The 14,896-nt window shown below is 38.5% G+C and carries 10 protein-coding genes; 9 read left to right on the top strand and 1 reads right to left on the bottom strand.

The window, feature by feature from the left end; translation table 11 throughout:
* Positions 1 to 3 precede the first annotated feature (3 nt).
* The 9 genes from FCN25_RS10305 (at position 4) to FCN25_RS10265 (ending at position 13,831) form a co-directional block, all read left to right on the top strand.
* Complete coding sequence (locus tag FCN25_RS10305) at positions 4 to 540, top strand: YfiR family protein (RefSeq protein ID WP_137224426.1); 537 nt, start codon at positions 4 to 6, stop codon at positions 538 to 540.
* A gap of 372 nt (positions 541 to 912) precedes the next feature.
* Positions 913 to 2,955 carry a TonB-dependent siderophore receptor gene (locus tag FCN25_RS10300; RefSeq protein WP_137224423.1) on the top strand — a complete coding sequence of 681 codons (2,043 nt, stop codon included), beginning with the start codon at positions 913 to 915 and terminating at the stop codon, positions 2,953 to 2,955.
* Positions 2,956 to 2,965: 10 nt separating this feature from the next.
* Positions 2,966 to 3,499, top strand: a complete 534-nt coding sequence (locus FCN25_RS10295) for a YfiR family protein (RefSeq protein WP_137224421.1) — start codon at positions 2,966 to 2,968, stop codon at positions 3,497 to 3,499.
* A gap of 372 nt (positions 3,500 to 3,871) precedes the next feature.
* Positions 3,872 to 5,908, top strand: coding sequence for a TonB-dependent siderophore receptor (locus tag FCN25_RS10290; RefSeq protein WP_137224418.1), 2,037 nt, complete (start codon positions 3,872 to 3,874; stop codon positions 5,906 to 5,908).
* A 10-nt stretch (positions 5,909 to 5,918) separates the two neighbouring features.
* Positions 5,919 to 6,452, top strand: a complete 534-nt coding sequence (locus FCN25_RS10285) for a YfiR family protein (protein ID WP_137224415.1) — start codon at positions 5,919 to 5,921, stop codon at positions 6,450 to 6,452.
* 372 nt (positions 6,453 to 6,824) lie between these two features.
* Entirely contained in the window at positions 6,825 to 8,861 is a 2,037-nt protein-coding gene (locus tag FCN25_RS10280; protein ID WP_137224412.1) for a TonB-dependent siderophore receptor, read from the top strand.
* Positions 8,862 to 8,871: 10 nt separating this feature from the next.
* Positions 8,872 to 9,405: a YfiR family protein gene (locus tag FCN25_RS10275; protein WP_137224409.1), complete on the top strand. Its 534-nt coding sequence runs from the start codon at positions 8,872 to 8,874 to the stop codon at positions 9,403 to 9,405.
* Positions 9,402 to 11,747 (top strand): ATP-binding protein, encoded by a 2,346-nt coding sequence (locus tag FCN25_RS10270; protein ID WP_137224406.1) that lies wholly within the window; start codon positions 9,402 to 9,404, stop codon positions 11,745 to 11,747. Before FCN25_RS10275 ends, FCN25_RS10270 begins: the two co-directional genes overlap by 4 nt.
* Positions 11,747 to 13,831: an EAL domain-containing protein gene (locus FCN25_RS10265; protein WP_137224403.1), complete on the top strand. Its 2,085-nt coding sequence runs from the start codon at positions 11,747 to 11,749 to the stop codon at positions 13,829 to 13,831. Before FCN25_RS10270 ends, FCN25_RS10265 begins: the two co-directional genes overlap by 1 nt.
* A 356-nt stretch (positions 13,832 to 14,187) precedes the next feature.
* Here FCN25_RS10265 and FCN25_RS10260 read toward each other — a convergent pair whose 3' ends face one another.
* On the bottom strand, positions 14,188 to 14,829 hold the full coding sequence (locus FCN25_RS10260) for a TetR/AcrR family transcriptional regulator (RefSeq protein ID WP_137224400.1): 642 nt from the start codon (positions 14,827 to 14,829) through the stop codon (positions 14,188 to 14,190).
* Between the last annotated feature and the right edge of the window lie 67 nt (positions 14,830 to 14,896).

Raw genomic sequence — 14,896 nt, 5'->3', positions numbered from 1 at the left:
ATCATGAAAAAAACGAGCTTTAGCCGAAAGTTGTTGTTTTCATTATGGGTGATGGGAGTCATTCTGCTTCCGCGTACCTCTATGGCGCAGGATGCGTTCGAGTTAAAAGCGGCATTAACTTATAACTTTGCTAAGTTTACCCAGTGGCCTGAATCCCGACTCAATGAAACATCTGCGTGGGAAATCTGTTACTTCGGGAATCAATATCACGACAGTTTTATGGGGCTTTCTAATAAAAAATTGGCCACTCTGCCGGTCACTGTTATTCAATTATCAGACATCAGTAAAATAGAACAGTGTGATGTGGTATTTATTGATGCTAATTCTAGAGGATTAACACATCGTTTGTTATTAGCAGTAGAGAACAAAGCGATTTTAACGGTTTCAGATATCTCGGGCTTTGAAATGCAGGGCGGGATGATTGAAATTGTCGAACAAGATAAGCGGTTATATTTCAAGGTTAATATGCGAGTGTTAGAGGCATCAGGATTAAAAATCAGTTCACAAGTATTAAAATTAGCACTCGAAGTTAAACGATGATGGAAAGTTATCTTACTAATAAAATTATTGTTTATCAGCTCATTCTAGCCATCTAAATCTCCCTCAATAACGTTACAATTTTATACCCAAAAGAACAATACTCACGGAAGTAGCTAACCTTTAGGCTTAAATGATGAGAACGTACACAGCTCAATGGTGCCAATATTCATGCTCATGTTCTCAAAAATGAACATAAGTTTACAAACTGACCGATTTGGTAATTCTTTTGATGTTGAATCATCTAAAAATAGTACATAATCTTACCATACGGCATACCATTTTTAACTTTGTAGCGACAATTCATTGTGTAGCTTTTGATACGTTAATCAATTGACATGTATCCCCTTAGATTTATGAAGGAACCATTCAGAAATGTTAAAGTTGAAAGATACTTTTTTGGCTACACTATTCGTTTTTATAGTCAGTTTCACTGCTATCGCAACCGAGTCAAACTCTCTGGATCTCAGTCTGCAAGAGTTAATGAATGTTGAAGTTACTTCAGTGTCAAAACAGAAACAGCCTTTATCAAATTCACCCGCTGCAATCTATGTCGTCACAAGCGAAAGTATTCGTCGCTCTGGGGCTACCTCAATCCCCCAGGCTCTTCGCGATGTACCAGGACTTCATGTAGCGCAAATTGACTCACAAAAGTGGGCCATTGGTAGTCGAGGTTTTAATGGTCGCTACAACAACAAATTATTGGTGTTGATGGATGGCAGAACCCTCTATTCTCCGTCCTTTTCTGGTGTCTACTGGGAAGTACAAGACACACTCATGGCCGATATTGAACGCATCGAAGTTATCCGCGGCCCTAGCGCTGCGATGTGGGGCGCCAATGCGGTAAATGGCGTGATTAACATTATTACTAAGCACAGCGCCGATACATTAGGGGGATATACTGAGTTAGGTGCCGGAGATTATGAACAAGGTTTTGCTGGCTTTCGTTATGGCTCTACATTATCCGACAAAGTGACCTCGAGAATATACTTAAAGGGTCATGAAAGAGATTCATTTGAGTTTAACCAAAGTGATGTAGATAGTAGCTTGCATAGTGTATTAGACAGTGTGAGTAAAAATAATAGTTGGCAGCATCTGCAACTAGGGGGACGTGTTGATATACAACTAGAAACCGATACCAGCCTTTTTTTCAGCAGTGATTATTACACCACTAAAATGCAACAAGCATCGAATATCGCATCTACAGAGGCGCCGTTATACCGCGAGTTTTATACTGACGAAGTTAACAGCGATGGCTTTAACTTATTATCAAAATACACTAAAGCGCTCTCTGCAACCTCCGAATATAGTGTGCAAACTTATTACGATTACGCAAGTAGAAAAGAAGATAGGTATGATATACGCAGTGATACCTTTGATATTGATTTTCAGCATCAATTAATTATTGGGCAGAATCATAATATTGTTTGGGGATTAGGATACCGTTATATACAAGATGAAGTTGACTCTCGTTTGCGCACTTTTTTAACCAGTAGCGAGTCAACACAAACGAATACTGATTTATGGAGTGCATTTATCAGCGATGAAATAATGCTTATTAAAGACAAATTATGGCTGACTCTAGCTTCGCGCTTTGAGCACAACGATTACACTGGGCTTGAAGTTCAGCCAAATATTCGTCTTATGTGGCAGTTAGACGCAAAAAATAATGTATGGACCTCTATCGCTCGCGCAATAAGAACCCCCTCAAGATTAGAAGATAATATTTCAGTAAATGCGCTGAATATACCGCCTTCGGATGTGTCTCCATTGGTAAAAGTGTGGGTATCAGGTAGCGACAATTTTGAATCAGAAGAAATTATCTCATATGAAGTGGGTTATCGTTTTATACCAGTAAGCCAATGGTCTTTTGATACTTCAGTGTTTTATAACGATTATGACAAACTGCGCAGCACCTCAATTGGTGCAATAGATTTCAGTACATTTCCTAATTATATTTCGCAAGATACCGTATTTGAGAATGACTACGATGGGTATAATTATGGGGTCGAGTTATCTTCATTGTGGGCTGCCTCCAATACACTTCAGTTAAGGGTTAACTATAGCTTCATTAAAAGCGAATTTGGTGACAACTTATCGCAGAATACTGATGCACCTGAGCATATGTTATCGACCATAATCGATTGGAATATTACTGACGATATTGGCGTTAACTTTGTATGGCGTTTTATCGATGACACGATTGTTATAAGCGAAAAAAGCTCAAGCGAAAAGACAATCGATAGTTACAACACTGTGGATATTGGAGTGAGTTGGAATGTGACATCTGATGTCACATTATCAGCGCAAGGGAAAAATTTACTTTATCCATCTCATCTCGAATATGAAGGAGAAAGTTTGCAGTTTCCCTATCGGGTAGGACCAAGTTACTACCTCAAAGCGACCTTAACCTTTTAAGGTCGAAACCATGAAAAAATTTAATTTAAGTCGACAGCTACTGTATTCATTATTAGCTATATTTGCTCTGCTTCCGCATACCTCTATAGCCCAGGACTCGTTTGATTTAAAAGCGGCGTTTACCTATAACTTCGCTAAATTTACTCAGTGGCCTGAATCCCGACTCAATGAAAAATCGCCATGGAAAATTTGTTTCTTTGGTAATCAATATCGCGACAGTTTTATGGGGCTTTCTAATAAAACATTGGCTAATAAGCCAATCACGGCTATTGCGTTATTAGAAACAAGCCAAATAGAACTGTGTGATGTGGTATTTATTGACGCAAACTCTAGAGATTTTATTCGTCGTTTATTCTTGGCTGTCGATAATAAACCTATTTTAACGGTGTCGGATATTTCCGGCTTTGCGGTGCAAGGAGGCATGATTGAAATCGTTGAGCAAGATAAGCGATTATATTTCAATATTAATAGTAAGGTATTAGAGGCATCAGGCTTAAACATCAGTTCACAAGTATTAAAATTAGCACTCGAAGTTAAACGATGATGGAAAGTTATCTTACTAATAACATTATTGTTTATCAGCTCATTCTAGCCACCTAAATATCCCTCAATAACATTACAATTTTATACCCCAAAGAACAAAATCTTCGAAAATAGCTAACCTTTAGGCTTAAATGATGGGAGCGTACATAGCTGAATGATGCCAATATTCATGCTCATGTTCTCAAAAATGAACATAAGTTTACAAACTGACCGATTTGGTAATTCTTTTGATGTTGAATCATCTAAAAATAGTACATAATCTTACCATACGGCATACCATTTTTAACTTTGTAGCGACAATTCATTGTGTAGCTTTTGATACGTTAATCAATTGACATGTATCCCCTTAGATTTATGAAGGAACCATTCAGAAATGTTAAAGTTGAAAGATACTTTTTTGGCTACACTATTCGTTTTTATAGTCAGTTTCACTGCTATCGCAACCGAGTCAAACTCTCTGGATCTCAGTCTGCAAGAGTTGATGAATGTTGAAGTTACCTCAGTGTCAAAACAGAAACAGCCTTTATCAAATTCACCCGCTGCAATCTATGTCGTCACAAGCGAAAGTATTCGTCGCTCTGGGGCTACCTCAATCCCCCAGGCTCTTCGCGATGTACCAGGACTTCATGTAGCGCAAATTGACTCGCAAAAGTGGGCCATTGGTAGCCGTGGTTTTAATGGTCGCTACAACAACAAATTGTTGGTGTTGATGGATGGCAGAACGCTCTATTCTCCTATCTTTTCAGGTGTCTACTGGGAAGTACAAGACACACTCATGGCCGATATTGAACGCATCGAAGTTATCCGCGGCCCTAGCGCTGCGATGTGGGGCGCCAATGCGGTAAATGGCGTGATTAACATTATTACTAAGCACAGCGCCGATACACTAGGTGGTTATGCAGAGTTAGGTGCGGGTGATTATGAACAAGGCTTTGCTGGTTTTCGTTACGGCTCAGCATGGTCTGACAAGGTCACGTCGAGAGTCTATTTAAAGGGCTTTGAAAGAGACTCGTTTGAGCTTGACCCAAACGATCTTGAGAGTGATTTACTGGTTCCATTTGCTGATGCTGGCAAAGATAATAGCTGGCAGCATCTGCAATTAGGTGGGCGCATTGATATTCAGCTTGAGACAGACACAAGTCTCACTTTAAGCAGCGACTTTTACACGTCAAAAATGCAGCAAGCACCGAATATTGCATCAACAGAAGCTCCGCTATACCGAGAGTATTATACTGACGAAGTCAAAAGTGATGGCTTTAATCTATTATCAAAGTACACCAAAGCATTATCGGCAACCTCTGAATATAGCGTTCAAACTTATTACGATTATGCCAACCGAGATGAATACGTGTATAGCTTTCGTAGTGAAACCCTTGATATTGATTTTCAGCATCAGCTAATTATTGGTCAAAATCATAATATTGTTTGGGGATTAGGTTATCGTTATATACAAGACAATTTTGGTCAAAGCTCTGTAATGAAAAATAATGGATCGGCATCGACACGAACCCATTTGTGGAGTGCATTTATCAGTGACGAGATCACATTGGTAAATGACGAATTGTGGCTTACTTTGGCTTCGCGTTTTGAACGCAATGATTACACGGGCTTTGAAGTTCAGCCCAATATTCGTCTTATGTGGCAGTTAAACGCAAAAAATAATGTATGGACATCTATCGCTCGCGCAATAAGAACTCCATCAAGATTAGAAAATAATCTTTCGGTTAATGCTCTCAATATACCGCCTTCTGATCTCTCTCCGCTGGTAAAAGTGTGGTTATCGGATAACGATAATTTTGAATCAGAAGAAATTATCTCTTACGAGGTGGGTTATCGGTTTATTCCGGTAAGCCAATGGTCTTTTGATACTTCAGTATTTTATAACGACTATGACAAACTGCGAAGTATTTCAATTGGTGCAACAGATTCCAGTACATTTCCTAGTTATATTTCGCAATATACCGTATTTGAGAATGACTACGATGGGTATAGTTATGGGGTCGAGCTATCTTCATTGTGGGCTATAACGGATGCGTTTCAGTTAAGAGTCAATTACAGCTTTATTCAAAGTAAATTTGGTGACAATTTAAATCAGAATACCGATGCGCCAAAACATATGTTGTCAACAATAATTGATTGGAATATTACCGATGATGTTGATGTTAACTTCGTATGGCGTTTTATCGATGACACTGACTTGATAAGCCAAAATGGCACAAGTATGAAGACAATAGAGAATTACAACACTGTGGATATTGGAGTGAGTTGGAATGTGACATCTGATGTCACATTATCAGCGCAAGGGAAAAATTTACTTTATCCATCTCATCTCGAATATGAAGGAGAAAGTTTGCAGTTTCCCTATCGGGTAGGACCAAGTTACTACCTCAAAGCGACCTTAACCTTTTAAGGTCGAAACCATGAAAAAATCTAATTTAAGTCGACAGTTACTGTATTCAGTATTGGTTATATTTGTGCTGTTTCCGCATACCTCTATAGCCCAGGACTCGTTTGATTTAAAAGCGGCGTTTACCTATAACTTCGCTAAATTTACTCAGTGGCCTGAATCCCGACTCAATGAAAAATCGCCATGGAAAATTTGTTTCTTTGGTAATCAATATCGCGACAGTTTTATGGAACTGTCGAATAAAACATTGGCTAATAAGCCAATCACGGCTATTGCGTTATTAGAAACAAGCCAAATAGAACTGTGTGATGTGGTATTTATTGACGCAAACTCTAGAGATTTTATTCGTCGTTTATTCTTGGCTGTCGATAATAAACCTATTTTAACGGTGTCGGATATTTCCGGCTTTGCGGTGCAAGGAGGCATGATTGAAATCGTTGAGCAAGATAAGCGATTATATTTCAATATTAATAGTAAGGTATTAGAGGCATCAGGCTTAAACATCAGTTCACAAGTATTAAAATTAGCACTCGAAGTTAAACGATGATGGAAAGTTATCTTACTAATAAAATTATTGTTTATCAGCTCATTCTAGCCATCTAAATCTCCCTCAATAACGTTACAATTTTATACCCAAAAGAACAATACTCACGGAAGTAGCTAACCTTTAGGCTTAAATGATGAGAACGTACACAGCTCAATGGTGCCAATATTCATGCTCATGTTCTCAAAAATGAATATAAGTTTACAAACGGATCAATTTGGTGATTGTTTTAATGTTGAATCATCTAAAAATAGTACATAATCTTACCATACGGCATACCATTTTTAACTTTGTAGCGACAATTCATTGTGTAGCTTTTGATACGTTAATCAATTGACATGTATCCCCTTAGATTTATGAAGGAACCATTCAAAAATGTTAAAGTTGAAAGATACTTTTTTGGCTACACTATTCGTTTTTATAGTCAGTTTCACTGCTATCGCAACCGAGTCAAACTCTCTGGATCTCAGTCTGCAAGAGTTAATGAATGTTGAAGTTACTTCAGTGTCAAAACAGAAACAGCCTTTATCAAATTCACCCGCTGCAATCTATGTCGTCACAAGCGAAAGTATTCGTCGCTCTGGGGCTACCTCAATCCCCCAGGCTCTTCGCGATGTACCAGGACTTCATGTAGCGCAAATTGACTCACAAAAGTGGGCCATTGGTAGTCGAGGTTTTAATGGTCGCTACAACAACAAATTATTGGTGTTGATGGATGGCAGAACGCTCTATTCTCCTATCTTTTCAGGTGTATATTGGGAAGTTCAAGACACACTCATGGCCGATATCGAACGCATCGAAGTTATCCGCGGTCCTAGCGCTGCTATGTGGGGTGCCAATGCGGTAAATGGCGTGATTAACATTATCACCAAACACACAGCTGACACCTTAGGGGGCTATGCGGAACTAGGTGCCGGAGATGTTGAGCAAGGATTTGCAGGCTTTCGTTATGGTTCAACACTCGCGGACAACGCAACATCAAGAGTGTATTTAAAAGGTCAAAGTAGAGACTCTCTTGAACATTATCCGCAAGATCTTGATAGCTCTCTGGTGGAGCCTTCTGCAAGTGTTGATAAAGATAACGACTGGACGCACCTTCAATTCGGGGGGCGTGTGGATATACAGCTTGAGACAGACACAAGCCTCATGTTGAGCAGTGACTTTTATAGCACTCAGATGCAACAGGCTTCCCATATTGCATCCATGGTTGGTCCGTTATATCGTGAATTTAACACTCAAAAAATAAAAAGTGATGGTTTTAATCTATTATCAAAATACACCAAAGCATTATCACCTACCTCAGAATATAGTCTGCAAACTTATTACGATTATGCAAAAAGAGATGAATACGTGTATGGCTTTCGCAGTGAAACCCTTGATATTGATTTTCAGCATCAGCTGCTTGTTGGTCAAAATCATAATATGGTTTGGGGATTAGGCTATCGTTACATACAAGACAATTTTGACCAAAGCTCTGTTATGAAAAATAATGGTTCGGCATCGACACGAACCCATTTGTGGAGTGCATTTATCAGTGACCAGATGACGTTGGTAGACAACGAATTGTGGCTTACTTTAGCATCACGTTTTGAACACAACGACTATACTGGTTTTGAAATCCAACCTAATGCTCGATTAATGTGGCAGTTGAATGAAAAAAACAAACTGTGGGCCTCTATTGCACGTGCAGTTAGAACGCCATCGAGATCAGAAAATAATCTTTCGGTTAATGCGCTAAATATATCGCCCTCTGCAGGTATTCCACTGGTCAAAACATGGGTGATTGGTAACGATAACTATCAATCTGAAGAAATGACATCATATGAGTTAGGTTATCGATTTATTCCTGCACAAAAATGGTCTTTTGATACCACAATATTTTATAACAATTATGATCAACTACGCAGCTCTCTGTATGGCACAACAGATTTCAGTACGTTTCCCAATTACATTTCGCAAAATGTTCCATTTAATAATGATCTCGCTGGATATAACTATGGCGTCGAGTTTTCCTCCATATGGACTGCAACTGATGCGATCCAATTAAAACTAAATTATAGCTACACACAAAATGAGTTTGATAAGAGTCAAAGTCAAAATACTGATGCGCCAGAGCATATGTTATCGACACTGATGGATTGGAGTATTACGGATGATGTTGACCTTAACCTCGTGTGGCGTTTTATTGATGAAGCTAACGTATTAAACCTAAATGACCTTAGTAATAAGACTATTGATAGTTACTATGGCGTAGATATTGGTTTACATTGGCAACTCGATCCTAATATCATATTATCTGCATTCGGCAAAAATTTACTTCATCCTGCCCACCTTGAGTATGAAGGAGAAACCTTTCAATTTCCTTATCGGGTAGGGCCAAGTTACTACCTCAAAGCGACCTTAACCTTTTAAGGTCGAAACCATGAAAAAATTTAATTTAAGTCGACAGCTACTGTATTCATTATTAGCTATATTTGCTCTGCTTCCGCATACCTCTATAGCCCAGGACTCGTTTGATTTAAAAGCGGCGTTTACCTATAACTTCGCTAAATTTACTCAGTGGCCAGAATCGCGTCTCAATGAAAAATCGCCATGGAAAATTTGTTTCTTTGGTAATCAATATCGCGACAGTTTTATGGAACTGTCGAATAAAACATTGGCTAATAAGCCAATCACGGCTATTGCGTTATTAGAAACAAGCCAAATAGAACTGTGTGATGTGGTATTTATTGACGCAAACTCTAGAGATTTTATTCGTCGTTTATTCTTGGCTGTCGATAATAAATCTATTTTAACGGTGTCGGATATTTCCGGCTTTGCGGTGCAAGGAGGCATGATTGAAATCGTTGAGCAAGATAAGCGATTATATTTCAATATTAATAGTAAGGTATTAGAGGCATCAGGCTTAAACATCAGTTCACAAGTATTAAAATTAGCACTCGAGGTTAAGCAATGAAAATAATGAATTTTGCATCAATTCGAACAAAGTTGATTTTTTCAATGCTAGCGATCGCTATTATTGTCATCATCATCATCTCTACATCTTTAATCACTAAGCAATATGTCATCACTAAAGAGAAGGCGGAACAAAGCTTGGCAGTGTTGAGTGATATTGTCGCGAGCAATAGCCTCTCTGCGGTTATTTTTAACGATCCAGTTTCAGCTGAAAAAACCTTATCGGCACTCATTGCACAACCCGATATCGTCCATGCGGCTATCTATGATCTTACAGGTAACGAATTTGCTTTATATCAAGGTAGTGATACTTACCAAGTAGAAACGGATCGGCAGGAATTAATCAACATTGTATCTTCTAAGAAAAAGTTGATTAAATTTAACCGTGATAGTGCTTATTCTTATACCCCTTTGCTCTCTGAAGGCGAGATAGTGGGCGTGTTACAAATCACCGATAATATGAACTCACAATCCCAGCAACTGGATGATTATTTAATTCTGGTTGTTTCCACAAGTGTATTTGCTTTTTTTGCAAGTTTATTGGTTATGTTTTGGTTACAGTCTTTATTCACCAAACCGCTCAATACGCTTTTACATGTCATTGAGCAAATCTCAAATAAAAAAGACTATACCCAGCGCGTTAGCATCAAGTCTCATGATGAGTTCGCTCAACTAGCGCAAAGTTTTAACGTAATGATCGCCGAAGTGGATGCTCGAGGTAGACAACTGGAAGCCATCAATCATGATTTAGAAAATCGTGTTTCAGAGCGCACCTTTGAATTACAACAGACACTCGAGCTTGCCAAAAAAGCGAATCATGCAAAATCTGAATTTTTAGCCGTAATGAGTCATGAGATCAGAACACCGCTAAATGGCATTATTGGATTTTCAGATCTACTTACATCTTTTGAATTGAATAAAGAGGTTTCTAATACAGTTCAAATGATCAACGATTCAGCCCAAACATTACTGGTGTTATTAAATGAGGTACTGGATTTTTCTAAGATTGATGCCAATAAAATAGATTTAGACATCAGAGAGTTTAATTTAACTGATTTTGTCACCTTTACATGCCAATCTCATAAAGTTACAGCACAGAAAAAGAGTCTTGATTTCGATGTTGTCATATCGCCACTAAACCACATAAATTACTTAGGCGACTCACTCAGAATACGACAAATTATTAATAACCTTATCTCAAATGCAATAAAATTTACTCGTCAAGGTTCTATTATTATGCAGGTGAGCGAACACGTTGAAGCTTCAGATACTTTTATTACGTTTACGATTAAAGATACTGGGATTGGCATAGCAACATCCAAATTAAAGACTATTTTTACTCCCTTTATGCAGGCGGATAACTCTATAACGCGTGAGTTTGGCGGAACGGGCCTTGGTTTAGCTATTTGCCAGCAGTTAGTTATATTAATGAATGGGCGTTATGGCGTCGAAAGTACCCTAAATGAAGGCAGTAATTTCTGGTTTAGCATCCCACTTGTACCTGTAGACAATTCACACTCATCTGAAGAAGTGATCATACTTAATAATAGCGTAGAAGGGGTATATCGAAAATCGACAGTGCTTGTTGCAGAGGATAATGTGGTCAACCAACTGGTAGTAAAAAGCTTGTTAGAGTCTCTGGGGCATCAGTGTGAAATTGTCAATAATGGCCAAGAAGCTATTGCCCGAGCGAAAGAGCAAAAATTTGATTTAATCTTTATGGATTATCATATGCCAGTGGTTGACGGAATTGTTGCCACGGAAGCGATCATTAAGCTAGGTGAAAGTTGTATTAATCATCAAACACCTATCATAGCCCTTACAGCAGATATTCAACCCAATGTTAAAAGGTTATTTCGTCAAGCTGGTGCCAAAGATGCACTTTTAAAACCTTTTACCCGCCAGAATTTATCAGAATGCTTGAATAAATGGGTATTTGAACCGGCAAGTCTCCCCGTAAATGTCGATGCAATGTATGATGAGGAAGCGTTAGTGTTGATTGATGGTCCTCTTAATGACATTTATCAAATCTCTCCAGATGACTCAACAGATCTGGTGAAGAGTATCGTGGAGATGTATTTGCAAAATACTCCAGAATTAATCAAGAGTATGATTAAAGGGTTAGCAGATAATAATGCAGATCAGGTATTTAAATCTGCACACTCACTAAAGTCTAGTTCGGCCAATTTAGGGGCGATAAAGATTCAGGCATTAGCGAGTCAAATAGAGTTATTTGCACGTAATGATCAATTGAGTGATGCTAATAATATCTCAGATTCCTTGTTACCGGCATTTGAACAAACTACAGAAGCATTGCTGCTAAAATTAGAGGGGTATGTCTAATGGAATTAAATACTCTTCAAGATGTGGTGTTAATCGTCGACGATGATCCCGTCATTCGACTGCTAATGCGTCGAGCATTGAGTCAGTCCGTGGGTAATATTATTGAAGCCTGCAGTGGAGAGGAGGCCATAGAACAGTTTTCCAAACATGTGCCTGATCTCATACTACTCGATGTATCGATGGATATGATGGATGGTTTTGAATGCTGTTCAGTCATTCGCTCATTACCCGGAGGGGATAATGTCGCCATTATTATGATTACCGCCTTAGATCAGCCTCAAGACATTAAAAAAGCCTTCGATGTTGGTGCTACAGACTTTATGACAAAACCCGTTCAGTGGCCGCTGCTTAGTCATCGAATCCATTATGTTCTTAAAGCAAATAAGACCATAAAGGAGTTAACTAAGAGTAAAAACAAGCTAGCCAAAGCACAAAGCATTGCTCACTTGGGCTCATGGGAATGGGATTTTAAATCCGATTCATTAGACTGTTCTGATGAAGTTTATCGTATGGTTGGTTTAAAGCCTCAAGAAGTGAAAATTACACTACCTTATTTGCTAGAAATTGTTCACCCTGATGATCGGGGGTTTTTAAAGACCACCGTCATGGGAGCCTTAAAGGCCAAAAAACCGTATGATATAGAGTATCGTATTTTTCATAGCAGTGGCGAAGTCATTACTCTGCATGATAGAACAGATATCACTTATCATTTTGGTGAACCACGTCTTAACGGCACATTACATGACATCTCCAATAGAAAAAAATCAGAGCAAGAAATAGCCTATTATGCATTTTATGATACGTTAACGGATCTGCCCAATAGACGTAAGTTTCTTATGCAATTGGACTCCGCTATTGCTTTAGCCAAACGGCAATCAACCAAATTGTCATTACTGTTTATCGATTTAGATCACTTCAAAAGAATCAATGATACTTTGGGGCATCAAGCTGGCGATCAATTATTATGTGAAGCAGCCCAACGTATTAAAGATTCTGTACGTATTTCTGATCAAATCAGTGTGGGAAGTCACCTAGAATACGAAAATGATCATCTTGCACGTTTGGGTGGTGACGAGTTCACGCTGCTTTTATGTCAATTAGAGCAGCTTGAAAACGTTGCTATTATTGCTCAGCGAATTCTTGATTCACTCTCCAAGCCCTTCTTTATTCAGGGGCAGAAAACGTTTATTTCGGCAAGCATAGGTATCTCCTTTTATCCAGATGACGGTGCTACTGGCGATGTATTATTGCAACATGCAGATACCGCCATGTATCAAGTCAAAAATAACGGAAAAAATAGTTACCAACTGTTCTCACATGAGATGCATAAAACATTAATGGATCGACTTAAACTTGAAGCTGAACTTCGAGAAGCCGTAACCTTAGGTAATCAGCTGGTACTTTATTATCAGCCACAAGTGAATTCAGTTGATGGAAAAATTATTGGATACGAAGCATTATTACGTTGGAACCATCCAACAAGAGGTTTGTTATCGCCGATAGATTTTCTTGCGATTGCTGAAAGTAGCGGCTTGATTATCCCTATTGGAGAATGGGCTTTACTTGAAGCGTGTAAAAAAGCAAAAAAAATACACTCTACAGATGTGCACTTTGAGCGAATGGCTGTCAACCTATCTGCCTTACAATTCAATCATGCAAATATTTTAGAGCATGTAACAAATGCCCTGCTTGAGACAGATTTAGCACCCAATATACTTGAGCTTGAAATTACTGAATCAGCCATCATCAGTAATATTGAGGAAGCTATCCCTTTGCTGTTTAAACTCAAAGAATTAGGCTTAAAATTAGCGATTGATGATTTTGGAACGGGTTACTCTTCATTAAGCTACTTGAAGAATTTTCCCATAGATACCTTGAAGATTGATAAATCGTTTGTAGATGGAATCGTCAATAATCAAAAAGATGCCGCTATCGCTCGTACAATCATTCAACTCGCTCTTAATTTAGGCCTCAGTACTATCGCTGAAGGTGTTGAGTATATAGAGCAACATGAACTGCTTAAGGCTATGGGATGTAGTAACTTCCAAGGTTACTTATTTGGTAAACCCTTACCTCAGGAATAGCATAGTTTGGTGTGTGACAGGCAACCTAATTGGTTATTAATGTAGATTAATGGCAGTAAAGCCGCAAGTTTACAATGCCCTAGTCAATACCTATCGCAATGTTAATGGTGGTTTTGATTTATCAGACTCGGGAATATATTGCGTCTACACAAGATAGAATCATGTAACTAAAGCGTCAAAAGTAACAACGATCGATTGGGGGGTATCATCCCAAGTTATCTTCGTTCTAATTTAGATAATATAGAACAGTACCAATAACAAAAACTTGATTTGACGATGTAAATTATTAAATATCAACATTATATTGATATTTAATAATTAGAACTCATATTTCTATTTGAGAATAACCTTTGATCTCAACCTTTCGATTCTTGTTTATCAGCAAGCCACTGTACAAATACTTTAATTGTGGGCATACGTTTGTGAGAGTGACCCATTAGTTGGGTCATGGCGTAGCTAAATTGATAATACATTTCGGCATCGTTGTAATGTTTTTGTGCATCGTCACTGTTAATCATCGCACCACGCAAATAGTCACAAAGCAACTCGTTACGATTAAATCCATCCACCACACCAATTTCTGTCAGGGTTTGTGCATTCCATTGTTGATACTGCTTAAGCACCCGATCAAAACGATCACGGTAATAATCGCCAGCTTGGATTAATATTGACTCATTAGGAATAACTCTGGCAATAACAAAAGATTGCTCAAGTAAGATGTGATACAAACGTTGGCAATGATGAAAAATATACCGTAAATAGGGATCTTTATACTGCTGTGTATCGAGTTCTGCTTGAGTTAACCAGCGGCGGTAATCGGCACAAGCAACGGCCACAATTAAGTCGGCCTCTGAGGTAAAATGATTATAAATAGTGCCTTTAGATATTTGACTGGCTTGGACTAAATGCGAGCGATACAAATCAAAGGTTTTGTGGCCTTTAAGGCAACGTTGCGACACTTCAATTAAGTAATTACCACGTTTTTCCCAGCTACTCATACTCGACTCCATTAAGCTTTAGATGAAATCTTTTCAACTTCACATTTACACCATAGCAAGCTTTGTG

It is taken from the genome of Shewanella sp. MEBiC00475 (genome assembly GCF_005234075.1).
GTDB lineage: Bacteria > Pseudomonadota > Gammaproteobacteria > Enterobacterales > Shewanellaceae > Shewanella > Shewanella polaris.
This window is presented reverse-complemented; position numbering and strand designations above follow the sequence as displayed.